At 67.3% G+C, this 24501-nt stretch carries 19 protein-coding genes; 9 read left to right on the top strand and 10 right to left on the bottom strand.

The features are described 5' to 3' along the window. Positions 1 to 23: 23 nt before the first annotated feature. The 6 genes from AB5J62_RS30700 to uraD all read right to left on the bottom strand — a co-directional run bounded on the left by AB5J62_RS30700 (position 24) and on the right by uraD (position 3666). On the bottom strand, positions 24 to 842 hold the full coding sequence (locus AB5J62_RS30700; protein ID WP_370943452.1) for a trypsin-like serine protease: 819 nt from the start codon (positions 840 to 842) through the stop codon (positions 24 to 26). Positions 843 to 946: 104 nt separating this feature from the next. After that, complete coding sequence (locus AB5J62_RS30695; RefSeq protein ID WP_370943451.1) at positions 947 to 1522, bottom strand: TetR/AcrR family transcriptional regulator; 576 nt, start codon at positions 1520 to 1522, stop codon at positions 947 to 949. A gap of 73 nt (positions 1523 to 1595) precedes the next feature. Continuing rightward, positions 1596 to 1988: a DUF3052 domain-containing protein gene (locus AB5J62_RS30690; RefSeq protein ID WP_370943450.1), complete on the bottom strand. Its 393-nt coding sequence runs from the start codon at positions 1986 to 1988 to the stop codon at positions 1596 to 1598. Continuing rightward, on the bottom strand, positions 1954 to 2871 hold the full coding sequence (gene pucL / locus AB5J62_RS30685; RefSeq protein WP_370943449.1) for a factor-independent urate hydroxylase: 918 nt from the start codon (positions 2869 to 2871) through the stop codon (positions 1954 to 1956). The genes AB5J62_RS30690 and pucL overlap by 35 nt, the downstream gene beginning before the upstream one ends. A 1-nt stretch (position 2872) precedes the next feature. Further along, a complete protein-coding gene (gene uraH / locus AB5J62_RS30680) occupies positions 2873 to 3199 on the bottom strand; it encodes a hydroxyisourate hydrolase (protein ID WP_370943448.1) in 327 nt (108 codons plus the stop codon). Continuing rightward, a complete protein-coding gene (gene uraD / locus AB5J62_RS30675) occupies positions 3196 to 3666 on the bottom strand; it encodes a 2-oxo-4-hydroxy-4-carboxy-5-ureidoimidazoline decarboxylase (RefSeq protein WP_370943447.1) in 471 nt (156 codons plus the stop codon). Before uraD ends, uraH begins: the two co-directional genes overlap by 4 nt. A 63-nt stretch (positions 3667 to 3729) precedes the next feature. Here uraD and AB5J62_RS30670 point away from each other — a divergent pair, with 63 nt between their 5' ends. After that, complete coding sequence (locus tag AB5J62_RS30670; RefSeq protein ID WP_370943446.1) at positions 3730 to 4521, top strand: hydroxypyruvate isomerase family protein; 792 nt, start codon at positions 3730 to 3732, stop codon at positions 4519 to 4521. Positions 4522 to 4583: 62 nt separating this feature from the next. On the opposite strand, the gene AB5J62_RS30665 is transcribed toward AB5J62_RS30670, so the two are convergent. Beyond that, positions 4584 to 5765, bottom strand: coding sequence for an RNA-guided endonuclease InsQ/TnpB family protein (locus AB5J62_RS30665; protein ID WP_370943444.1), 1182 nt, complete (start codon positions 5763 to 5765; stop codon positions 4584 to 4586). 119 nt (positions 5766 to 5884) lie between these two features. On the opposite strand from AB5J62_RS30665, the gene allB reads away from it, so the two are divergent. The 3 genes from allB to AB5J62_RS30650 all read left to right on the top strand — a co-directional run bounded on the left by allB (position 5885) and on the right by AB5J62_RS30650 (position 10921). Beyond that, a complete protein-coding gene (gene allB / locus AB5J62_RS30660) occupies positions 5885 to 7207 on the top strand; it encodes an allantoinase AllB (RefSeq protein ID WP_370943443.1) in 1323 nt (440 codons plus the stop codon). Continuing rightward, on the top strand, positions 7204 to 8199 hold the full coding sequence (alc, locus tag AB5J62_RS30655) for an allantoicase (RefSeq protein WP_370943442.1): 996 nt from the start codon (positions 7204 to 7206) through the stop codon (positions 8197 to 8199). The genes allB and alc overlap by 4 nt, the downstream gene beginning before the upstream one ends. A gap of 112 nt (positions 8200 to 8311) precedes the next feature. After that, positions 8312 to 10921 carry a S8 family serine peptidase gene (locus AB5J62_RS30650; protein WP_370943441.1) on the top strand — a complete coding sequence of 870 codons (2610 nt, stop codon included), beginning with the start codon at positions 8312 to 8314 and terminating at the stop codon, positions 10919 to 10921. Between the two features lie 67 nt (positions 10922 to 10988). On the opposite strand, the gene AB5J62_RS30645 is transcribed toward AB5J62_RS30650, so the two are convergent. After that, a complete protein-coding gene (locus AB5J62_RS30645) occupies positions 10989 to 11600 on the bottom strand; it encodes a (2Fe-2S)-binding protein (protein WP_370943440.1) in 612 nt (203 codons plus the stop codon). After that, the gene (locus tag AB5J62_RS30640; RefSeq protein WP_370943438.1) at positions 11597 to 12439 is read right to left on the bottom strand and encodes a putative RNA methyltransferase; all 843 of its coding nucleotides are present in this window, start codon (positions 12437 to 12439) and stop codon (positions 11597 to 11599) included. Before AB5J62_RS30640 ends, AB5J62_RS30645 begins: the two co-directional genes overlap by 4 nt. A gap of 173 nt (positions 12440 to 12612) precedes the next feature. Between AB5J62_RS30640 and AB5J62_RS30635 the strand changes: the two genes are divergently transcribed. The 3 genes from AB5J62_RS30635 to AB5J62_RS30625 are packed head-to-tail and all read left to right on the top strand — an operon-like array spanning position 12613 to position 16645. Beyond that, on the top strand, positions 12613 to 13992 hold the full coding sequence (locus AB5J62_RS30635; protein WP_370943437.1) for an ammonium transporter: 1380 nt from the start codon (positions 12613 to 12615) through the stop codon (positions 13990 to 13992). After that, on the top strand, positions 13989 to 14327 hold the full coding sequence (locus AB5J62_RS30630; RefSeq protein ID WP_091297359.1) for a P-II family nitrogen regulator: 339 nt from the start codon (positions 13989 to 13991) through the stop codon (positions 14325 to 14327). Before AB5J62_RS30635 ends, AB5J62_RS30630 begins: the two co-directional genes overlap by 4 nt. A 2-nt stretch (positions 14328 to 14329) precedes the next feature. Beyond that, the gene (locus AB5J62_RS30625; protein ID WP_370943436.1) at positions 14330 to 16645 is read left to right on the top strand and encodes a [protein-PII] uridylyltransferase; all 2316 of its coding nucleotides are present in this window, start codon (positions 14330 to 14332) and stop codon (positions 16643 to 16645) included. A gap of 37 nt (positions 16646 to 16682) precedes the next feature. Here AB5J62_RS30625 and AB5J62_RS30620 read toward each other — a convergent pair whose 3' ends face one another. Next, positions 16683 to 18053, bottom strand: a complete 1371-nt coding sequence (locus AB5J62_RS30620; RefSeq protein ID WP_370943435.1) for a hypothetical protein — start codon at positions 18051 to 18053, stop codon at positions 16683 to 16685. 304 nt (positions 18054 to 18357) lie between these two features. Between AB5J62_RS30620 and AB5J62_RS30615 the strand changes: the two genes are divergently transcribed. Continuing rightward, positions 18358 to 20055: an ArnT family glycosyltransferase gene (locus AB5J62_RS30615; RefSeq protein ID WP_370943434.1), complete on the top strand. Its 1698-nt coding sequence runs from the start codon at positions 18358 to 18360 to the stop codon at positions 20053 to 20055. A gap of 282 nt (positions 20056 to 20337) precedes the next feature. After that, positions 20338 to 24498 carry a LamG-like jellyroll fold domain-containing protein gene (locus AB5J62_RS30610; RefSeq protein WP_370943433.1) on the top strand — a complete coding sequence of 1387 codons (4161 nt, stop codon included), beginning with the start codon at positions 20338 to 20340 and terminating at the stop codon, positions 24496 to 24498. Positions 24499 to 24501: the final 3 nt, after the last annotated feature.

Raw genomic sequence — 24501 nt, 5'->3', positions numbered from 1 at the left:
ACCGGCCATACCACTCACGAGCTTTACTTGGTGTCCATGCCGAAGTTGGCGATCCAGTCGCCGACCTCCTGGGTGCTCAGCTTGGCGTAGATGCCGGGGTAGCCCAGCGCGCCGCAGCCCGCGCCCGCGCTCGTCACGCCCAGCTGGATGAACCGCCCGGACGGCGCCTTCACGAACAACGGCCCGCCGCTGTCGCCCTGGCACGCGTCCTTGCCGTGCCGCCCGGCGCAGATCGAGTACGTGGTGTCCAAGCCGGGGAACGACACGGAGCATTCGTCGTTCGAGACGATCGGCACCGTCACCTCACGCAAGCGGTCCGGCTGGTAGCTGCCCGGCCCGCCGCCGCCGGGACCCGCGGGGTCCAGCACCGTGCTGCCCCAGCCCGTGGTGAGCACGTTCCTGCCCGGCCGTTCCAGCGCGTCGGTGCCGGGGGTGACGAGCTGGATCGGCGCGACGTCGGCGACCTCGTCGTCGAGGAAGATCAGCGCCACGTCCGCGTCCTTGTGGACCTTCACCTCCCTGATCCCGCGGATGTACCCGTCCTCCCCGGAAAGCTTCGTCCGGCCGACCACCGCCCGTACCTTCACCTGCTCGATGACACGGCCGCAGTGCCCGGCCGTCAGCAGGATCCCGCGTGCGTCGATGAGCGAGGCGCCGCAGAAGTGGCCCCAGTTCCCTTTGTCGTCCTGGTACTGCAGCGAGGCCATGAACGGGTACTTGCCGTCCGGCACCTCGCTGCCGCCGATGATGTTGGCCTGCGGTGGTGGCGACGCGCTCGCGGTCCCTGCCAGCCCGCCCAGTGCCACCATCGCCGCCGCCACGATCAACCCTGCTCGCCGCATGTGCCGTCCTCTCGTCGGTGGCCTCCATCGGGCCGCCCGAGAGTTCTATCGAGCATGAAATAAGCGGTGGATAAACATTTTCGCTTATGCGCCAGGCAGCGTTATTAACAAACCAACGCCGCGCGGGCGGCGTGCGCGGCCGTGGCGCCGGCGACTTTCAGCGGTTCCGTGCTGCGCAGGGCCCGGCTGAGCACGAAAGCGCCTTCCAGGCTCGTGATGATCGCGATGATCAGCTCGCGGGCGCGGTCGGGCGCCAGCCCGAACTTCGCGATCAGCCCGGCCGAGCCGTGGTCGATCCAGGCCGTGAACACGTCGGCCGTCGCGATCCGCAGCGGCTCGTTCGTGCTGGCGACTTCCAGCGCGACCGTCGCGATCGGGCAGGCGTCGGCGTAGTCGGTCTCGCGCAGTGTCTCGGCGGCGCTCTCGAAGACGGCCTCGACCGTGGGAACGAGCTCGGCGCCGTCGACGAAGAAGATCTCGAACAGCCGCAGGTACATCATCCCGGAGGTGCGGATGACCTCCTCGCCGAGCTGCTCCTTCCCGCCGGGGAAGAAGTGATAGAGCGACCCGAAGGGCGCGCCCGCCTCGGCGACGATCTGCTTGACGCCCGTGCCCGTGTAGCCGTTGCGGCGGAAGAGCTCCGCGCCGGCGTTGACGATGCGCTCACGAGTCCCGGTCATACCGACATGATAGAGCGATCTATCCACCGCCGGGGTCGTGAGTGATATGACCGGTTCTAACCGGCGAAAACACTCACGACCCCTTTCGCCACAGGAACTTCAGGCCGGACCAGTCGTCGTCGAGCGCCGCGACCTTGACGTCGACCAGTCCGGTCGGCAGGAGCAGATCACGCAGGTCCTGCTCGGCGATGTCGCTGACGTGCCCGCCAGCCTTCCGGGGCCAGGCGATCCACAGCGCGCACCCCGGCGCCAGAGAAGTGAACCTCTCAGCGTCCTTAACAAGCGCCTTGTGCTCCCGGTAGAACGCCACGATGACGTCACCCGCCATCCCGCGCCGGAGCACGCGCACGCCGTCGGGCAGCTCGGGCACCGTCCAGCCGTCGGGCGCGTGCAGCAGGACGAGCCGGTGCTCGGCCTTGACGCCCAGCTTCTTAAAGAGCGGGGTGCCCGAGTACCCGGCGGTCATCAGAAGGCCGGGAGCGTGTGCCAGGCGAGGCCGGGTCCTCGGCGTCGTCGCGGATGACCGTGCCCTCGATCAGGCCGTACGGCCGGTCGGCCGCGTAGAAGACCTCGTTCTCGTTGGTCAGCCCGAACGGCGACAAGTCGACCAGGAAGTGGTGCTTGTTCGGCAGCGAGAGCCGCACCTCGGCCACCTCCGGCCTGGCCAGCAGCACGGCCTCGCCCATCGCGTACAACGTCTGCTGCAGCGAGAGACTGTGCTTGGTGGCGAACGTTTCCAGCATGACCCGGCGGATCTCCGCGTGGCTCTTCGCCCAGTCGATGTCGCGGCCCTGGTACCGCCAGCGCGCGGTCACGGCGGTCGCCAGGATCCGGTCGTCCGTCTCGCCGAGCGTCGTGTACTCGTCGCGGGGGAAGCCGTGGAACTCCGAGCCGGTCGACTTGAGCAGCACCAGGTCGTCGAGCCCGGACACCACCCAGTGGTCCGTGCCCTGGACGGTGACCGCGGTCGTCCGCTTCTCCGAGCCCGCGCGGGAGAACGCGTGGTCGTGCGCCTTGCCGTCGACCGGGATGCGGTCCCAGCCGTGCTCCTCGATCAGGATGCGCGCGCCGGTGATCGGGCCGCGCACGAAATGCCTGCCGAGACGCAGCGCGAAGTCCTCGATCTCGCCGACCGGACTTTGCTTGGCGAAGGCGTAGACGGTGTTCTTCTGCGTGTCGGTGGCCAGCACGTCGGAGTTGTCGCCGGTCAGGTGCGTGCGCTCCAGCTCGCCGCGCAGCGACGTCGACACGGTGAGGTCCTTGAGGTGGTGCACCGGACCACGGCGGTTGACCGTGACCAGCCGGACCTCGGCCTTGCCGTACTGGTTGGGGCCCAGTGTGATGCCCACGTCAGCTCCCTCGGTAGGTGGAATAGGAGAACGGGCTGAGCAGCACCGGCACATGGTGGTGCGCGCCGGGGTCGGCGATCCGGAAGCTGACCGTGATCTCCGGGAAGAACGCCTCGGGCCCCAGGTAGGACCCGGTGTCGAAGATCAGCCGGTAGACGCCGGCGTCGAGCCGCTCGGGGCCGAGGTCGCGGACCCGGCCGTCGGCGTCGGTGACGCCTTCGGCGAGCGTGGACCAGCCCGCGAGGTCGTGTGCTTCGAGCCGGACCGGGACGCCCTGCGCGGGATGTCCTTCGGCCGTGTCGAGCACGTGCGTGGTCACCTGGCTCATCGGACCGCCTTCGCCAGCCGTAGTTTCGCGATCTTCACCAGCTCCTCGCCCGCGATGCGCAGCTCGGTGCCCGCGTCGTTCCCGAGCCGCGAACGCAGGATTTCGAGCAGCTCCTCGCCGCTGCGTCCGCTCGCGCACACCAGGTAGACGTGGCCGAAGCGGGCCTCGTACTCGGCGTTGGCCGCCTGGAACTTCTCGGCGGTAGAACCGTCCACACCGGACTGTTCCGAACGCGACCATGCGGCGCCGGTGCCCTCGCCCTTCGGCTTCTCGCCGATACGGGGATGCGCGGCCATCGCGGCCCGGATCTCGTCGGGTTCGAGCGTCAGGCCTGCGGCCTCGACGAGGCTTTCGACGTCCGCGTACGGGCGGCCCGCTCGGACCGTGTCCACCCAGCGGGGCACCGCCAGGCACTCGGTGAGCACGGCACGCGGGTCGGCCGCGGCGTTGAACTCGGCGAGCTGCAACGTGAGACTCCTCTCGGTGCTTTCCCGCCGACACTATCCCGTCCGCTCGGGTAGCGTCGACGCATGGATTACGACGTCAACCTGTCGATCCTCTTCACCGAGCTGCCGTTGCTCGACCGGCCGGCCGCGGCGCGGGCCGCCGGTTTCGAAGCCGCCGAGTTCTGGTGGCCGTTCGACGTGGCGGTGCCGCCGGACGCCGAAGTGGACCGGTTCGTCCGCGCGGTCGAGGACGCGGGCCTGCGGCTGGCGCTGCTGAACTTCTACGGCGGTGACCTCGCCGCCGGTGAGCGCGGGCTGATCTCGACGCCGGGCCGCGAGGGCGAGCTGGCCGACAATGTCGACGTCGCCGTCGGGATCGCCGAGCGGCTGGGCTGCCGGACGTTCAATCCCTTGTACGGCTTGCGGATCGACGGCCTCGATCCCTCGGCCCAAGACGAGCACGCACTGTCCACCTTGGACACCATGGCGGCCAAGGTGGCCCGGATCGGTGGCCGTCTCGCGCTGGAGCCGCTCTCCGCCGTGCCCCGCTATCCGCTGCTGACCTCGGCCGACGCGCTGCGCGTGCTCGACGCGCTCGGCCGCGACGACGTGCTGCTGCTCGCCGACCTTTACCACCTCGCGGTCAACGGCGACGACCTCGACGAAGTGGTCGCTCTCGACCGCATCGGGCACGTCCAGATCGCCGACGCGCCGGGTCGCCATCAGCCCGGCACCGGGTCCCTGGACATCCCCGGCTACCTGCGGAAATTGTCCGCGGCGGGGTACGCCGGTTACGTTGGCGTCGAGTATCACCCGATCGGGCACAGCGCCGATTCGTTCGGCTGGATGGGAGCGGCGTCATGGACTCGTTCTTAAAGGACTCGGTTCATAACCTGTCCCTGATGTTCGAGCCTACCGGTAGGTTTGCTGCTGCTGTCCTAGCTGGCTGCCAGGATGGGCGCTGCGTCTGGACGCATGACTTCGTCCCAGCGCGCGACACCGCGGTCCGCGATATTGCGCGCTGCATTGTGGTCGGCGTGCTCAACGAAGTCACACCTGCCACATTTGAACACTGCTTGCGATCTTCTGTTCTTCCTGTCGACATAGCCACACTGGTGACAGGCTTGCGACGTGTAAGCCGGATCAACCTGCACGAATGCCACTCCCGCCTGAGCGGCTTTATAGGCGAGGAATCCAGTAAGCTGGGCGAACGACCAGGAATGTATCGCGGCCCGTTGGGGCTTGCGAAGCCGTACCCGGGCGCGTATCCCCGTCAGTTCCTCGACGGCGATGCCGCGACCGGTGCGTTGTGCCGCGGCCACGATGTTCTTGCTGACGACGTGGTTCACATCAGTGGCGAACCTCGTCTCCTTGCGTCGGCGTTTCTTAAGCAATCTCCGGGCGGAAGACGTCTTCCTCGCCTGCAACCGTTTTCGCAGCTGGAGCTGGCGTTTGCGGTAGCGATTGAGTCGCGCTCCGGCCATGCGGTACCCGTCGCTGGTGGTGGCAATGTTCGCAATACCCAGATCCACGCCGAGGAAGCCCCTCGGTTGCTGAGCCGTGGCTTCGGGGGCTTCGATCGTGGCAAAAAGAAACCACTTGCCGTCGCGGTGGATGAGGTCGGTTTCGCCGATATCACAGGTCCGCAGCAACAGCAGATGCTCAGGTTTGCCGGTGACCCGCAGGAACTTGAGCCGTCCGGCTACGGTCCAGATAGACACCGTGCCCTCGCGGCCAGTCGCGGGAATTTGCCAGGACAGGCATCGAGCATCGAAAGGCTGGGCGGCCTCCGGGCGGAACACCGCAGGCTTTGCCTCGACTTTGCTGCGAAGCGACGAGCCCGGCGGACCAAAATTTCCTGCCTGCACATTCGCCCGCAAGGTCGTGTAAGCGACTGCGACCTTGCCGATCACCCGGATGGTGGGCTGCGCCGACAAGTTGAAACGTTCCCGCAGTTCGACATAGAACTTCTTCTGCGCTGCGAATCTATGTGTAATGCCCAGCGCATGCATCTGTTGCGAAAGCCACGACGCGGCTTCGTTGCAGCGTCGGAGGGTCTGCGACAAAGCCAGCTCCTGGTCCTGCGTGGGCAGCAACCTGACCTTCACAACCTGTTTCATTCCGACCACTCTATCATTGGCCTAGGCCGCATTCGGTGGGGTCCCGATCGCCGCGAGTTTCGCTCGGCAACGGTCAATATCGCGACGACTAAGCCATTACAAGCGATGGGAGGAGCAGCGTGAAGCTGGTTTTCAAGGCCCGGCGGGTCGTGACGCCCGAGGGTGAACGGCCTGCCTGCGTCGGCGTCGAGGACGGCCGGATCGTCGCGATCGACGACTGGCTGACCGGTGACCGGGTCGTCGAACTCGCCGGCGACTCGGTGCTGCTGCCCGGTCTCGTCGACACCCACGTGCACGTCAACGACCCCGGCCGCAGCGAATGGGAGGGCTTCGAGACGGCCACCCGCGCCGCGGCCGCCGGCGGCGTCACGACCCTGGTCGACATGCCGCTCAACAGCATTCCGCCGACGGTCGACCTCGCGGCGTTCGACGTCAAGCGCAAGACGGCCGAGGGGCGCGTGCACATCGACGTCGGCTTCTGGGGCGGCGCCGTCCCGGGAAATCGCGCCGACCTGCGCGGGCTGCACGACGCGGGCGTGTACGGCTTCAAGTGCTTCCTGCTGCACTCGGGCGTCGACGAGTTCCCGCCGCTGAGCGCCCCGGAACTCGAAGAAGACCTGCGCGAGCTGGCGGGCTTCGGCGCGATGATGATCGTGCACGCCGAGGACTCCGACTCGATCGAGCACGCCCCGCGGCCGCACGGCGCGAAGTACGGCGATTTCCTGCACTCACGGCCGCGCGGCGCCGAGAACATGGCGATCGCGCGGGTCATCGAGCTGGCCAGGCGGACCGGCGCCCGCGTGCACATCCTGCATTTGTCCTCGTCGGACGCGTTGCCGATGATCGCCAGCGCCAAGCGTGACGGCGTCGCCTTGACCGTCGAGACGTGCCCGCACTATCTGAGCTTCACCGCGGAGGAGATCCTCGACGGCGCGACGCAGTTCAAGTGCTGCCCGCCGATCCGCGAGGCGGAGAACCGCGAACTGCTGTGGCGGGGGCTCGCCGACGGCGTGATCGACTACGTGGTCAGCGACCATTCGCCGTGCACGGCCGAGCTGAAACGCTTTGACAGCGGGGATTTCGGCGAGGCCTGGGGTGGCATCGCGAGCCTGCAGCTCGGCTTGCCCGCGGTCTGGACGCAGGCGCGGCATCGCGGTTTCACTCTGTCCGACGTCGTGCGCTGGATGGCCGAGCGGCCCGCGACGCAGGTCGGGCTCGCGCGCAAGGGCCGGATCGAAGTGGGTTACGACGCCGACTTCTGCGTGTTCGCGCCGGACGAGTCGTTCCAGGTGGACGCCGGGAAACTCCAGCACCGCAACAAGGTCAGCGCCTACCACGGCCGCACGCTCGACGGCGTGGTGCGCTCGACCTGGCTGCGCGGCGCGGAGATCACCGGCGCGAAACCGTTCGGACGCCTGCTGAGCAGAGGGGAATCACGATGATCGAACGTCCGCAGTGGACGTCCAAACCGGACTTGGCGTCGAGGCGATTCGGCGGCACGGTCATGTGGGCGACCGACGAGTTGTTCGCGGAGAAGGAAAACCTCATCAACGACTGGGTGCCCGCGCACCGGCCGGAGACCTTCGGCCCGCGTGGCCAGCTCTACGACGGCTGGGAAACGCGCCGCCGCCGCGAGGCCGGTGACGACATGGCGATCGTGCGGCTCGGCCTGCCGGGCCGGGTCTCCGGCGTCATCGTCGACACGGCGTTCTTCAAGGGCAACTACCCGCCGTACATCTCGGTCGAGGCGTGCGCGGTCGACGGCTACCCGAGCCCCGGCGAGCTGACGGCCTGGGAGCCGATCGTCGCGCGCTCGGCGGTCAACGGGAACCAGGAGAACTTCTTCCCGGTCGCCAACGCCAAGCGGTACACCCATGTCCGCCTCACCATGTACCCCGACGGCGGCGTCGCCAGGCTCCGCGTGCACGGCACGCCGATCGCCGACCCGCGCCAGGTCGACTTCGAAGCGCTCGACCTCGCCGCGCTGGAGAACGGCGCCTCGATCACCGGCTGCAGCAACATGTTCTACTCGTCGCCGAACAACCTGCTCGCCCCGGGACTGGCCGCGAACCAGGCCGAGGGCTGGGAAACGTCACGCCGCCGCGGCGACGGCAACGACTGGGTGACGCTGAAGCTCGCGGGCGCTGGCACGATCCGGTTCGCCGAGCTGGACACCACGCACCTCAAGGGGAACGCGCCGGGCTGGGCTTCGCTGAGCGGCTCGGCCGACGGCGGCGAGCGCTGGTTCGAGCTGCTGCCGCGCACCCGCCTGCAGCCGGACACCCGGCACCGGTTCGCGCTGGTCGACTCACCCGAGGTGACCGACGCCCGGCTCGACATCTACCCCGACGGCGGCCTGGCGCGGCTGCGGTTATGGGGCGGGCTAACCGAATCGGGCCGCGCGACGGTCAAGCATCGGTTCGAGCACTCGTAAGTCCTTTTCCGACCCCGCGCCGATCACGTGCGCACTAATGGCGGCTTTGAGGAGACAAAAAGGCGGAGGAGCGTAGAGCGACTTTGGGTGTTCGCGAGGGGAAGGACCCAAAATGGCTCGAGAACTCGTCGTCGTCACCAAACCGGACGCCGAACTCCGCGCGCGGGCGGCGGGACTGGCCTCGGCCGCTGACGCCGATATCGGCTCGTTGTCCTCGGCACTGGCCAGGCACGGCGCCCGCCTGACGCCGCTGTTCGGCCTCAGCGAGGAACGACTACGTGCCAACATCGTCGCGTTGCAGGACACCGAGGTGCCCGACCTGGCCACGTACTACCGCGTCGAGGCCGAGGACGCCGTGCTCGACGACCTGGCGGCCGTGCTCCGAACGGAGGAGCTCGTCGACGGCGCGTACGTCAAGCCGGACGGCGAACCACCGTCGGCCGCGGTCGAGCCGACGCTCAACACGATGGTGCCGAGCGCGGACGATCCACCGGCCGTGACCCCGGATTTCAGCGCGCGCCAAGGGTATCTGGATCCCGCGCCGGGCGGGATCGACGCGCGCTACGCCTGGACGATCGCCGGGGGACGCGGCCGGGGAGTCCGCGTCGTCGACTGCGAATGGGCGTGGCGGTTCACCCACGAAGACCTCACGCGGGGCCAGGGCGGCGTGCTCGCCGGGACCGCGGCGATCGATCAGCGCAGCCTCGACCACGGCACGGCCGTGCTCGGCGTGATCAGCGGCGACCACAACGGGCTCGGCGTGCTCGGCATCGCCTCCGACGCCTGGGTCGCCGGGTCGAGTTTCCACGACCAGTCGACCGCGAAGGCCATCCGCGCGGCCGCGGACAAGCTGCGACCCGGCGACATCCTGCTGCTGGAGATCCACCGTCCCGGCCCGAACACGCCCGAGCCAGCGCAGGGCCAGCACGGGTACATCGCGATCGAATGGTGGCCGGACGATTTCGCCGCCATCCGGTACGCCATCGCCAAAGGCGTGCTCGTCGTCGAAGCGGCGGGCAACGGATTCCAGAATCTCGACGACGCCGTTTACGACCGGCGGCCCGCCGGATTCCCCAGTACCTGGCGTAACCCGTTCAACGTGGCGAATCCGTCCTCTGGCGCGATCGTGGTCGGCGCGGGCGCGCCACCGCCCGGCACGCACGGCGCCGATTGGGGCCCGGACCGCTCACGGCTCGACTTTTCGAACTACGGCGCGCGCGTCGACACGCAGGGCTGGGGCCGTGAGGTCACGTCGGCCGGCTACGGCGATCTGCAGGGCGGAACCAGCCAGGATCTCTGGTACACCAACACTTTCTCCGGCACGTCGAGCGCGTCACCGATCGTCGTCGGCGCACTTGCCTGCCTTCAGGGGATCTTCCACGGCCGCGGTCCGCTGCGCCTCAGCCCGGCCCGCGCGCGGGCGCTCCTGCGCGCGACCGGCTCGCCGCAGCGGGACGCGCCGGGCAAGCCGTCGACCCAGCGCATCGGCACCCGTCCCGACCTGCGGCAGCTGATCTCGGCGGCGACCCGGCTGCCGGCACGCGTCGGCGACATCGACGGTGACGGCCGCGCGGAGATCGTCGTGACGAGCCCGTGGGGGATGGGCGTGCTCAAGCAGTCGGGTGGCGCGCTGACCGCGCCGATGCTGGCGCCGAACGGCACCCGCTTCGGTCAATGGCTGCTCGACACCGCGGACAACCGGCTCGACCCGCTCGGCGACTTCGACGGTGACGGGCGGTCCGAGATCCTGGTGACCAGCCCGTGGGGGCTCGGCGTGTTCAAGGTGCTCGGCGGCACAGTGGTCACCTCGGCGATGGCGGGCAACGGGACGCGGCTGGGGCAGTGGCTGCTCAATACGGCCGACAACCAGTTCGGGCCCGTCGGCGACTTCGACGGGGATCGGCGAACCGAGTTGTTGGTGCGAAGTCCTTGGGGCTTGGGCATTGTGAAGCAGTCCGGTACCAGCATGACCAGCTCGATGCTCGCGCCGAACGGCACCCGGTTCGGGCAGTGGCTGCTCAACACGGCGGACAATCACTTCGGCCCGGCAGGCGACTTCGACGGTGACGGCCACGACGAGATCCTGGTGACCAGCCCGTGGGGCATCGGCATCCTCAAGCAGTCCGGCGCGTCGCTGACCGTGTCGATGATGGCGCCCAACGGGTCGCGCTTCGGGCAATGGCTGCTGAACACGGCGGACAACAAGTTCGGGCCGGTCGGTGACTTCGACGGGGACGGGCACGACGAGATCCTGGTGACCAGTCCGTGGGGTATCGGGGTGCTCAAGCTGTCCGGCGGCACGCTGAGCGCGCCCGTGATGGTGCCCAATGGCACCCGGCTCGGGGGCTGGCTGCTCAACACGGCCGACAACGAGTTCGGGCCGGTCGGCGACTTCGACGCCGACACACGCTTCGAGATTCTCGTCAAGAGTCCTTGGGGCATCGGCGTTCTCAAGCAGATCGGCGGTGCGCTGACCGTGCCGTCGATGGCGCCCAACGGGTCACGCTTCGGCGACTGGCTGCTCGACACCGCCGACAACCACTTCGGCGCGATCGCCGATTTCGACGGCGACCTGCGCGCCGAGATCCTGCTGACCAGCCCGTGGGGTGTCGGGATGCTGAAACAGACCGGCGCGACCTTCGCGGCCTCGCTGCTGGCGCCCAACGGCGCACGGTTCGGCGGCTGGCTCCTCAACACCGCCGACAACGAGTTCGGCGGCTGAAGCCGGGATAAAGCGGGCTTTACTCCGCGAAGTAAAGCGGGCTTTATCCCGGGGAGTAAAGCCCGCTTTATCCCGCTCGCAGGCGGCGCTCGCGCTCGTCGGGGCGCTGCCGCGGGCAGCTCGTGCACTTCGACGCGTTCGCGGTCTCGTAGATCAGGCAGCACGACGCGCGCCGGACCACCGGGTTGCGTCCGACCCTGACGAACCGCGGCTTCGGCCAGCCGTGCCCGATGGCCGCGACCAGCGGCTCGGCGAGCGTCATCGCGCGCTCGGGGTCCACCGTCCACAGCAGACGGTTGCCGACCGAGTCCGTGGCGATGGCGCGCAGCGCGGGCACCCGCGCGCCGCTGACCTCGGCGATCGTCGCGATCACCGGCTCGTACGCGTCGGCCATCGCCGTGCCGGCGGCCGCGAGGTCACCCGGCAGCGCCCTGCTCGCGTGCGCGCCGCGGAACCGGCCGTCGGGCAGCATGTCCAGCTCGACGGTGTCCAGCGCGGGATCGGCCGCGACGCCGTCGCGGACCAGCGCCTCCACCACGGGTCCGATGAGCACGGACGACAGCGAATACCACCAGACGGTGCCGAGCACCAGCGGCGACGCGCAGCCGTACAGCTTCGCGGCGCCCCCGATCCGTGCCCGCACCCAGGCCGCGTCGGTGATCGCGGTCGCCGGCGTCATCGGCGGTAGGCCGAGACGGTGAACGAGGTCGTCACGTCGACCGGCTCGGTGATCGACGCGAGCTGGTCCGCCCGGCCGTCCTTGTGCAGGTGGTGGGCGCTGGGGCCCATGCCGACGACCTGGCGGATCTGCTCGGGGCTCAGCGTGACCGTGCGCGTGACCTCCGTGCGGGACTCCAGCGTGACGTACTCGGCCAGCGTGGCGTCGAGGCGTTCTTCCTTGCGGTCGTCGACGGAGACGATCAGGTCCCGCAGCTCGCCGAGATGCCCGGGATTCGGCACGGCGACCACCAGCTTCCCGCCCGGCCGCAGCACCCGGTGGAACTCGGGCCCGTTACGCGGCGCGAAGACGTTGAGCACGAGTGAAGCCGATCCGGAAGCCACCGGCCAAGGCTCCCAGAGATTCCACACGGCCGCGCCCAGCCGTTCGTGCGCGCGGGCGGCACGCCGCAACGCGACGGCCGACACGTCCAGCGCGAGGCCGTGTGAGGCAGGGACAGCGTCCAGCACGCGCGCGAGGTAGTAGCCGGTGCCCGCGCCCGCGTCGACGACCAGTCCCTCGGTCGCGTGCTTCGCGAGCTCGTCGGCGAGCGGCGTGTAAACACCGCTGCCGAGGAACGCCACGCGCGCCGCGACCATGTCCGGGGTGTCGGCCGTGCCCGCCGGTATTCGCGCATGCAAAAGGTTCACGTATCCCTGCTTGGCTACGTCGAACGAGTGACCCAGCTCGCAACGCAGGGTGCGCTGCGTTAGGACGAGCGGGTTACCGCAGACAGAGCACAGGAGGACGTCGAGTACGGCTGGTGGCGGTAAGTGATTGCCGTGCCCGCTGCTGGTCATGTCGCTATTCGACCACGAGGTTTCGCATCCGGACATTCCCACCCGCGTGTCACGAAACGCGGCCGTAACAACCCAGCACCGACAGTTCACTCCCGCGAAACCTCCAACGCCGCCCGGTGAAACACCACGGGCCAAAACTGCGCCCCAATGAAATCCGCGCACAGGAGGACGATGTGCTGAACGCAGGAGACACCGCGTGGGTGTTGGCCAGCGCCGCGCTGGTCATGCTCATGACACCGGGACTGGCGTTCTTCTACGGCGGCATGGTCCGCGTGAAGAGCGTGTTGAACATGCTGATGATGAACTTCATCGCGCTGGCCGTCGTCGGCGTGCTGTGGGTGCTGTACGGCTTCACCATGTCGTTCGGCAACGACGCGTTCGGCGGCTTGCTGGGCAACTTCGACTTCGCCGGGCTGAGCAACACCTTCGGCAAGCTGGCCGGTTTCGTCACCGCCGCCACCGACTCGGCGCCCGAGGTGCCGTGGCCCGGCGCCGACGGCCTGCCGATCCTCGCCTTCGTGATGTTCCAGCTGATGTTCGCGATCATCACCCCCGCCCTGATCTCCGGCGCCATCGCCGACCGGGTGAAGTTCTGGGGCTGGGTGCTGTTCATCGTCATCTGGGTGACCATCGTGTACTTCCCGGTCGCGCACTGGGTGTTCTCCTTCAACGGGTTCGTCGGCGCCGACGCGGTCGGCGGCTGGATCGCCAACAACCTCAAGGCACTCGACTTCGCCGGTGGCACCGCGGTCCACATCAACGCGGGCGCGGCCGGTCTCGCACTGGCCATCGTCCTCGGCAAGCGCAAGGGCTGGCCGAAGGACACCGGCCGCCCGCACAACGTCCCGTTCGTGCTGCTGGGCGCGAGCCTGCTGTGGTTCGGCTGGTACGGCTTCAACGCCGGTTCGGCGCTGGCCGCCAACGACCTCGCCGCCGTCGCGTTCACCAACACCACCGTCGCCACCGCCGCGGCCGTGCTCGGCTGGCTGATCATCGAGCAGCTGAAGTTCGGCAAGCCGACCACCCTCGGTGCCGCGTCCGGCGCCGTCGCCGGCCTGGTCGCGATCACCCCGGCCTGCGGTTTCGTCACGCCGATCGGGTCGATCATCATCGGCCTCGTCGCCGGTGTGCTCTGCGCGCTCGCGGTCAGCCTCAAGTTCCGCTTCGGCTTCGACGACTCGCTCGACGTCGTCGGCGTCCACCTGGTCGGCGGCATCGTCGGCACCCTGCTCATCGGCCTCTTCGCCACCAAGAAGGTCAACTCGCTCGGCGCGGACGGCCTGTTCTACGGCGGCGGCCTCGACCAGCTCGGCAAGCAGGCGCTCGCCGCGGCCGCGGTGCTCGCGTACTCCTTCGTGCTGACCTTCCTCATCGGCTGGGTGCTCAAGAAGATCGGCGCCTTCCGGGTCAGCGTCGAGGACGAGGTCAACGGCCTCGACGAGGCACTGCACGCGGAAAGCGCCTACGACTTCACCGGCTCCGGTGGCGGCGGCCACAGCTCGCCGAGCACTATTCCGGTCAAGTCCGTTTCACTTGAGGGGAGCAAGGCGTGAAGCTCATCACCGCCATCGTCAAGCCGTTCACACTCGACGACATCCGTTCGGCGCTGGAGCAGCTCGGCGTGCTGGGCATGACGGTCAGCGAGGTCCAGGGCTACGGCAGGCAGAAGGGCCACACCGAGGTCTACCGCGGCGCCGAGTACTCGGTCGACTTCGTCGCCAAGCTCCGGATCGAGGTCGTCACGGACGACACCAACGTCGAGAAGGTACTCGACGCGATCATCACGGCAGCCCACACCGGCAAGATCGGCGACGGAAAGCTGTGGGTGACCCCGGTCGACACGGTCATCAGGGTCCGCACCGGCGAGCGCGGGACGGACGCACTGTAGCCGTGGCCGTCGACGGGGGAGAGCTGGTCAAGGCCACCGAGCGCCTGCTCGAGGGCAGGCACGGACGGCTGGGCGCGGCCGCGTTGCGCGCCGCACTGGTCGACCTGTACGAGTTCTGGTTGAGCAAGGGCGCCACGGCGGCCGGCGTCGACACCGCGGAACCCGGTGTCGCGCTGGTCGCCGTGGGCGGCCTGGGCAGACGAGAGCTCGCGCCCTTCTCAGACCTTGACCTGCTCTTGCTCCACAACGGAAACCCCGACGTCGCCAAGGTGGCCGACGCGCTCTGGTACCCCCTGTGGGACGCGCGCGTCGGCCTCGACCACTCGGTCAGAACCCCCGGCGAAGCACTCAAAGTAGCCTCGGAAGACCTGCGTACTGCCGTAGGCCTGTTGGACGCCCGCCACATAGCGGGCGACGCCGCGTTGACCGGCCGCCTCGCCTCGGCGGCCCGCGACCAATGGCGCCGCACAGCCCGCAAAGTCTTGCCCTCCTTGGCAGAGTCGGTCCGCCTCCGCTGGCAACGCAGCGGCGAAATCGCCCAGTCCGCCGAGCCCGACCTCAAGTACGGCAGGGGAGGCCTCCGCGACATCGGCGTACTCGAGGCATTGGCACTGGCCCAGCTGACAGATCGATTGAGCGAAGAACTCCGCGCAGCCAAAGAACTCCTGTTGGATGTCCGTACCGAAATGCGCCGAGAGCTTCGCCGCGACCGAGACATCCTCGGAGCCACCGAAGCCGACCTCGTCGCGTCCGAATTGGACCTCGGCGACAGGTTTTCCTTGGCCCGCAAGCTCTCCGGAGCAGGTCGTGCGGTCGGTTACGCGGTCGACGTGGCTTTGAGGTCCACAGAGGAAGCTCCCCGTTCCCGCTTCGGCCGCCGCCCAGCCCGAACCCCGTTGGACGAAGGCGTAGTCCTCCACGGCAACGAAGTAGCTCTCGCCCGAGACGTGATCCCGGCCAAAGATCCAGCGCTGTTGTTACGTGTCGCCGCGGCCTCGGCCCGCACCGGCAAGCCCATCTCCCACGGCACCCTCCGAACACTGGCGGACTCGGCCCCCGAACTCCGCACCCCTTGGCCCGCCGACGCCCGCAACTCACTCGTCGAGCTGCTCGGCGCGGGCGAAGGGCTGGTCGACGCGGTAGAAGCCCTGGACCGCACCGGCCTGTGGGCCCGCCTGTTCCCCGAGTGGGGAGCCGTCCGCGACCTCCCACCCCGCTCCCCGGTCCACTCCTGGACGGTCGACCGGCACCTGGTCCGCGCGGCGGTCGAGGCATCCCGGTTGACCACCACGGTTTCCCGCCCGGACCTGCTGCTGATCGGAGCCCTCCTCCACGACATCGGCAAGGGCCGCGAAGCCGACCATTCCGAACTCGGCGCGGCCATCTCCTTGCAGGTCGCTACTCGGCTCGGTCTGTCCACTGAGGACGCATCCTTGGTGTCCGCAATGGTCAGACACCACCTGCTGTTGCCCCACACCGCGACCCGCCGCGACATCTCGGACCCGGCCACGGTCGCCCGCATCGTCAAGACCCTCGACAACGACCCGGTCTTGTTGGAGCTGCTGCACGCATTGACCACCGCGGATTCCCTCGCCACCGGCCCGGGAGTGTGGACGGACTGGAAGGCCCGGCTGCTGGCCGACCTGGTGTCCAGCTGCTCACACGCCATGCACGGCAAGGGTTTGAGCGTCCCCGACCCCCTGACCGACCAGCAGCGCGACTTGGTCGCCAAGGCGGTCTCCTCAGGCCACGGCGAGGTCCAGATCTCCGCCGAGGGCAAGGTCGTGACGGTCGTCTTGGCGGTCCCCGGCCGCAGCGAACTTCTCGCCCCAGCGGCAGGCGTGCTCGCGCTGCACTCGCTGGAGGTCCACACCGCGATCCTGCGCGGCCACGACGGCGGCCGCGCGGGCGTCTTCACGGCCTCCCCGAAGTTCGGCTCACTCCCGGACACGGCGTTGTTGCGCGAGCAGTTCGCCCGCGCGGTGGCGGGAACCTTGCCCTTGACCCAGCGCATCGCCGCCAAGGAGCGGGACTACGCCACGCCCCAGGTTTCCGCCCCCGCCAAGGTCTTGTGGTTCGACGACGAGACCAGCGGCTCGGACACGGTGGTATTGGAACTGCGCGCGGCCGACCGCATCGGCTTGCTCTTCCGCGTCGCGGGTGCCCTGCGCCGCTGCGAAGCCGAGGTCCGCTGGGCCAAAGTGGCCACCCTGGGCGGCGCGGTCGTCGACTCCTTCGCGGTCGCGCCCCGCGTCGGCCGCATCGACTCGGCTTGGCGGGACCGGGTGACCGAAGCGGTGCTCAACGCGGCTTCCTGACGCGTGGCCCGGCGTTTCCGCCGGGCCACGCGTCGGATCAACGCTTGTAGATGATGTACCGCTCGCCGCCGCAGCCCTGACAAGTGCCTACGGTGAACTGGAACTCGCTCTTGTCGGCAGGAACCCAGCCGTCCACGAGGAGTTTGTACGGTCCCACTGGAATCGCCGCGAAAGCCATCCGCCCATCACCGTCGGTCGTACCTGTCGCCGTGGTCTGACCGTCGACGTCGACCAGGCTGACAGCGGTGTCCGCGATCGCTTCGCCGGGATCCAACGTCGAGTTGAAATTGTCGTCGTGGTAGATCCGGCCATTGACGTCGACGGATTCACCGGGAACCTTGCCCCAAGGTGTGACTGCGGGATATCCCGCATCCACACCTTGCTCCGGACCGAAGTCACACGCCGCGTAAAAGCCGCCGTATTGGTTCGCGACCGCTGGAACGGTGCCGACTTCATGGAAAGTACGTGTTTCACCGGGTGCCAGAGTCAACTTGGCCGGCCAGACGAGATCCGACCACGACTTCCAGCCTGCGATGTGGTCAGGCCCGTCCCCGTACCGGTCGCACCATCCGCTGATGCCGGACACCGGCTCGCTGCCGACGTTGCTCAAGGTGAAGGTCACCTCGACCGCGTCACCGGGCGCGTAGACCTCACGATCGAACGAAGCAGCGGCGTGCAGGGTGTCCGAGAGCGGCCGGATCGCACGCACACTGGGCGTGGCGTCCGTGGTGCCATCGACGTCGGCGTAGATCTGTGCGTACGGCAAGATCCAGCCATCCGGCAGGTCGCTGGCGAAGATCGAGTATCGCCGCGCCGGCACGTCGGCGAAGGCGAACCTGCCGTCCACGTCCGTGACGGTTCTACGCTCATCGGCCCAGTAGGAGAGCAGGACCGGTACATTGGCGAGCTCCTCGCCTTCGTCGAACGCCTCGTTGCCGTTGCGGTCGCCGTAGACCACGCCTGCCACATTCCCGGATGTGGTGGTCGGGTCGACCATGGGGACCGTGAGGTCCGTCGTCTGCTGGTACTCCTTCGGCATCGTAGCCTTGAACCGTACTAGCGGATTTCCTTTCCAGGTGGATACCGATGCAGTGAGAGTGAAGGAGCGAGTCGTGCCTGCTCCGATGGTCACTCCGGGATCGTTGGGCCTCGTGTTCGCCAGGCCGTTCCAGTCGGAGACACTGAGGTTCGAGCCGGACAGCGTGCTCGCGTTGACTTTGACGCCGTTCAGCGGCTGATCGGTCTGGTTGGTGAGCGTCAGTGTGATCGAGAAGGGTTTGCTGATCAGCCGGGTGCTGTTGTCGACTGAAGGAGCCAGCACGAGCTTGATCGGTGCGGCACTCGCGACCGGCGTGACGAACGCACCGATGGTCAGCGCGGCAGCGACGACGGCGAAGAGCCGCGTCACCCCACGCAGGGGTGTCTTGGACGCGGTGAATCCCCCTGGTGAAGGCGGGACGTGGGCGCCCCCCGACGCACGCTTGCCGTCCCGCTCCTGGCGCAGTTGTAACTGCGATCTTCCCCAAAGTAACCGAGCCGGTCGTGATGGTCCAGACCTGAGACCACGTCCGGCAGTAACTCGATCGGTTCGGATCTGCCCCCAGCATCCTGGCCCGATGCGAGCTTCTGACCTGCTCTAACGTAAGTTGTTCGGCATGGTGGGGGTTAGATGGGTCCAACGTGTACGGGTTAGTACCTGGGTCCTGCTCGCGGTGTCCGCGACCTGGTTGATCGTCAATGCCCGGTGGCTCGTGCTGTATCGACGCAAGCAATTGCTGGAGATCGATGAAGCGGGCTACGTCTCGATGGCCGTCAACGACTACCAGAACGCGGTGCGCGGCGGTCTCAGCGGCTGGGTGACCGCGATCGAATGGCCAGGCATCCAGGCGCCGCTGACACCCGCGCTGACCTCGCTCCAGTTCTTCGTCACCGGGCCCAACGTGCTGGCCGCGTTCGCCGTGCCGCTCCTCGCCGGTCTGGCGGTCGTGCTGCTGACTTATGCGATCGCCCACCGGCTTGCCGGCCCGAAGCTGGCTTGGCCCGCGCTGGTGCTGATCGCGACGGCACCAGGCCTGATCGTGGAGTCGCGGGCTTACCACTTCGGCGCACCCGCCGCCGCGGTCACGCTCGCCGCGCTGTACTTCTTGATCCGGTCCCAGAACCTGGCCAAACTCGGAGCCTCGCTGACGTTCGGTGTCTTCCTCGGCCTGATGCCGCTCACCAGGACGATGACCATCGCCTTCATTCCGGCGCTGGTGCTCGCGGGTTTTGTGCAGGCTGTCGTCGGAGAAGACCGGCGGAGGCGACTTATCCACTTTGCGGGCGCGTTGGCGCTCGCGGCGGGTGTCGCGGGGCTATGGCTGGTGCCGAACGGTGCGCTCGTCTACCGCTATCTCGTCGGGTTCGGCTACGGCCCGCAGGCTGCGGAATACGGCACCGATTCCGGTGTCTTCAATCCTGTGGCCTGGGTAGCGCGCTTGCGCATGCTGATCCTCGAGCAGTACCTGCCGCATGTCGTCGTGCTGTGCGTCGGCTTGGCGCTGGCGATCTACGTCGCGATCCGGAGAGCCCGAGCGAACGGTTTCCGGGAGTTCACCCGTTCGGCAGTGCGTTCACCTCTTTTCCCTCTGGCCGTGCTCGTCGCCGAGGGGCTCGCGGCGTTCGCGTCGTCTCGGACGAACGGCAACGGATTCTCGCTGCCATTGATCCCGCCGATGGTGCTGGTGGCCCTGTGGGGCCTGTACAGCGCGCACGTGCGGCTGCGACGCGTGCTGCCGTACGTCGTGGCCATTGTCGGCGTCGTCGCTGTAGTTCCCCTGGTGGACCTCCGGCTGCCGACCGCGCGCCCGTTGCTGGTCGACATTCCCGGTCTCGGGTTGTCCAAAGTCGCTGACGGCCGCGGTGTCGCGCAGGTCTACTCGGGACTTGGCCTCGACTCGATGGAACCCGAACCGATCAGCCCGGAGGATTCGCTGGCGTGGATTGCGAGCGTTGACTGGGCTTCGCAAATGATCATCGACAACCATGCCTTGCAGGGAATGACCGCGTTCGGCTTCCGTGACCGCCTGTTCAACGTGAATACCGTTGAGCTCGCGATGCTGCAGAAGAAGGGCTTCGGTGTGGCAGTGACCCAGATCAAGCCCACCGAAGCAGGCAGCACGCTGGCGGACTACCAGCGCTGGCTGACTGTGTACCAGGACAGCTTGAGCGGCGAAGCGAGTAAGGCATGCCTGCTGTTCACAGCGACCGGCACGCAGAACGAGTTCCTGCCGGTAGTGGATCCGCCCGCGATGGCGCAGGCCGCGGCCACGACAGGCTTCTCCTCGATTGCCGAACGGACATTGCCGAACGGCCGGATCGTGACGCTCTGGCACCGCGATCAGCCGACTTGCCGAGTCGGCACGCCCTAGGACGTTAGTCCCATTTGGCCGTATTGGTGCTGGTGGGAAGTTTGCGCGCAGTGATCGACTTCGTCACTGGGTGCTGATTAATGCTTTCGGCCTATATTAAATCTTCGTTAGGTTTGAAATTCTCTGTCCGGGTTCGTCGGGGGCCTGGCTTTTTGCTGGTTGCTTCGGGCGAGGGGGAGTTTCATGGGGTTGGTTGCTGCGCGCTCGCGCGCCCTGGTTCTGGTTGTCGCACTGATCGGTGCAATCGTGCTGCCGGTCACAATACCCGCTGTCGCGGCGCCAATGACCGTTCCAGATGCTGCCGCTGACCAGGTCACGGCAGCCAAATGGGCACGTCAGGGCAACAAAAAGGTCCTGCTGACCTCGAAAACGACGGAAACATCGCAGACATTCGCGAACCCGGACGGCTCGTGGACGAAAACGCAGTATGTCCACCCGGTGCGCGTCAAGCAGGGCGCGGACTGGACTCCGGTCGATCCCACCCTGGTGAAACGGCCCGACGGCAGTGTCGGCCCGAAAGCCACGAAGGTTGACCTGACACTGAATCCAGGTGGACGAGGCTCGGCTGCCACACCGATCGTCAAAGCGGGTGACAAGGGACGGGAAATCGGTCTCAAGTGGACGGAAGATCTCCCGGCGCCCGTCCTGTCCGGCCCGATCGCGACCTACCCCGACGTGTTGCCCGGCGTTGACCTGAAGATCAAGGCGAGCGTCGAGGGCTACACCGAAACTCTCGTCGTCAAGACCCGCGAGGCGGCGAAGAACCCGCGACTCGCAAAGGTGCCCTTCGGTCTCCACAAGAAGAACACATCGGTGGGCCTCGCCAAGGGACAAGGTCGTGGCGGCAAGCCAGGCGACGTGGCACCTGACGGAATCGAAGTCAAGGACGAACAAGGGGCGGTGCTGTTCAACGGCGACGCAACTCGAATGTGGGACTCCTCGGCGGTGGGGCCGCGGCGCGAAGCCGTGATGGGCGTGGAACTCGCGTCCGACAAGGTGACCATCGCACCCGACCAGGCGTTCCTGAGTGACCCGGCAACGCAATACCCGGTCGAACTTGACCCGGACAACTGGTGCACCACCTGCAGCAAGCAAGCGCACGCCGTCGTACAGGATGGTCACAAGGACGCCCACAACTACAACGCGACGACTGGCGCGCTGTCAGACTTGAAGGCCGGGTACGAAACCGAAGACGACGCCGGTACCTCTGCCACGTACATCCAGATGGACACTTCGGAGATCATCGGCACGGTCGTCAAAGAGGCTTCACTGAACACGACGATCATCCACACCCAGGAATGCAGCACACTCGACACCGACCTTTGGCTGGCGAATCCTTTCGATGCCTCAATCACCTGGCGTAACCAGCCCGCCTGGGTGTCTTACATCAGTTCTGTGAACGTGCCGAACTGCCACGACGCTTCCAATGTTTCGGGGCAGTTCGCAGCCACAAGCGCAGTGCGGCAGGCTGCTGACGGTGGCTGGGTGAACATCACCTTCGCCCTGGCCGGTTCCGCTGACAGCCCGCGGAACACCCGCACCTGGCGACGGTTCGATCTGAATCCCTACCTCCAGGTGAAATACAACTCGACACCCAACCCTCCGGAGCAGCTGACCGAGCAGCACGGTCAACTGCCGTGCGTCAGCGGCGCGCAGCGGCCATGGATATTCACCCGCAACCCGCAATTGGCAGGCCAGGTGTCCGATCCGGACGGTGGAGTGCTCTACGCCAAGTTCGCCGTGTCACCAGGCACCGCCGCAAAACCCGGCACGCCGCACGACAACAGCGCCAATCTCGTCGAAGTCGGCACACCCGGACCTGGGGTGGAAGCAAGCGCGCAGCTGGCGGCAGTGCCGGACGGGTGGATCACCAAGGACGGAATCTACAACTGGTCGATGCAAGTCACGGACAAGGAGCTGTGGTCGGACTGGACCGGCAACTGTGAGTTTTACGTCGACACCGCGGTTCCGAAGGCACCTTCGGTGGCGATGACCGGTGTGGCGCCGGCGAATCAGGGCGATACGGCGTCGTTCAGCATCACAGTGGAGATGGCCACGGCTGGCTTCTACGACATCGATCGGTTCGTTTACACCACAGACGGTTCTGAACCTCAGACCCAGGGCTCACCAAGTCTCGCCGCCGTCAAGGGCACCAATGCCGGCGGCAAGCCGGTGGCAACGGCCAACTTCAGCTCGGTCGCGGTCAACGGCAACCAGAACCTGATCAAGGTCCGCGCGGTCAACAAGGCAGGAACGCCAGGCCCGAACGCTGCCTGCGTGACGTCCGGCGCCAACAACGTCTTCGACGGACCGAGCTGCTCCTACCACGTGTTGCCGTTGACCCCCGCCAAGAATCTCGTCGGTGCGTGGGCCTTCGAGGACGGCTTCGCCGACACGGCGAACAGCACTCCTGAGAACTCGGCGTTGGCACCGCATCCGTTGGCCGCCAACGGGCAGGTGTCGTGGGTCGCGGGTTACAACCACGGCAATTCGTGGACCCACCCCGACGTCGCCGGATACAGCGCCGACACGAAGGGGGCGTTCTCAACCGACGGTACCGGTTACGGCACCACGACCAGTGGGCTGCTCGACACTACGAAGTCGTTCACCCTGGCCGGGTGGGCCAAGATCGCCGACCTCAACAACTCGCACACCCTCATTTCGCAGGACGGCGTGAAGGGAAGCGCGGCGTCGCTCAAGTATTCCAAAGACGCCAACGCATGGTCGCTGACCATGCTCGGTTCCGACACCGCCAACGCCACCATCATCAGGGCCGAGTCCTTCTCACCGCCTCAGGTGGGCGTGTGGACACATCTCGTCGGCACGTACGACAGCGTGAGCCGCACGCTCACGCTGTACGTCAACGGAGTGAAGCAAAAGACCGCGCTCGCGACTGGCTGGGCCTCGACCGGACCGTTCGTCATCGGTGCGGCCAAGTGGAACGGCAGCCGCGCCGACATCTTCCGCGGCCAGCTGGATGACGCCCAAGCCTGGCAGCGTGTCCTCTCGTCGGAGGAGGTCCACAACCTCGCGAACAGCTCGGTCCTCCTGTCGACCTATGGTCTCGCAGGTGGTTGCACGGCGGCGTTGACCTCGACCAACTCCAAGGCATCCGGTCTCCAGGGAAACTGGGCCCTCGACGAAGCCACCGGGGTAACCGGCAAGGACTTCAGCGACTCCGCGAACAACTTCACTTTTACCGGTGGTGCGGCGTGGGCGCCCGGTCACGCCGGAGGAGCAGTGCACTTCGACGGCTCCACCGGCTCGGGAAAGACCGTGGATCCGGTCGTCGACACCTCGAACTCGTTCACCGTGTCCGCTTGGGTGAAACCTGACGACCTCAACGGCTACTACGGAGTCCTGGCACAGGGCGGCGCCCACGAAGGTGCCTTCCAGCTCAGGTACTCCCCGGATGGCAACCGATGGATCTTCGGCATGTCCGCAGCGGACCAGAACCCTGCGGACTACCGATGGGCGGCCAGCAAAACAATTCCGCAAGCCGGCGTCTGGACCCAGCTCACCGCGGTTTTCGACCAGCCCAGCATGCAGGCGAAGCTGTACGTGAACGGCAAACTCGAGTCCAGGGTGCCGGTCACCTCGGCTTGGTACGCGACCGGTGGTCTCACGGTCGGGTCGATGCTCGGCAACCAGGTGTTCTTCAAGGGCACGATCGACCAGGTCCAAGCTTGGCAGCGAGCGTTGACGGACGACCAGATCGCCGCGATCAACGGCATCGCCTACTACGACTCCGTCAGCCAGACGTCCGGCGTCGCCGCCGGCGGCGTTTCCCAGGTCACCGAGGTCGACGGCGCAGGCAAGCCGATCGGCTGCGCGGCCCGCTTCGACAAGTCGTGGTCAGGTCAGGTTTCCGAGGTGCGACCCGCGAACTTCCGCACGGACAAGTCGTTCACAGTGGAAGCCTGGGTAAACCACGCCTGGACTCCGGCCGACGTGACAGCCGAAGGTGAAGTCGACCCAGCCGCTCGCGCGGTATTCAGCGTCGACGACCAGAACGCGTCCCCGTTCCTGATCGGCTACCGCCCGTGGGTCGACGAGGACGGCAACAAGCACGGCAAGTGGAGCGTGCTGATGTCGTCCACCGGCTCGGACGGCGACTGGTTCATCTACAGCGACGCCGACGTCACGAACAACACCTGGACGCACCTCGCGGCAACGTACGATGCCGGGACTGCGACGGTCACGTTGTTCGTCAACGGAGTCGCACAGAACCTCCGCATCCACACCGCCGACGCCACGGCGATCGGCCGCAACAACGCGAACAGCGTCTTCATCGGCCGCGGAACCTGGGGCGGCAACCGGTCCGACCAGTGGTACGGCGATGCCGCGGGCGTCCGCGTCTACGCGGGCGTCCGCCGGACGATCGATCTCTTCGGCGACAAGCGGGCTGACGACCCCGGCGCACTGTACGACGTCCGGCACTAGTTC

The sequence above is a fragment of the Amycolatopsis sp. cg5 genome (assembly GCF_041346955.1).
Taxonomy (GTDB): domain Bacteria; phylum Actinomycetota; class Actinomycetes; order Mycobacteriales; family Pseudonocardiaceae; genus Amycolatopsis.
This window is presented reverse-complemented; position numbering and strand designations above follow the sequence as displayed.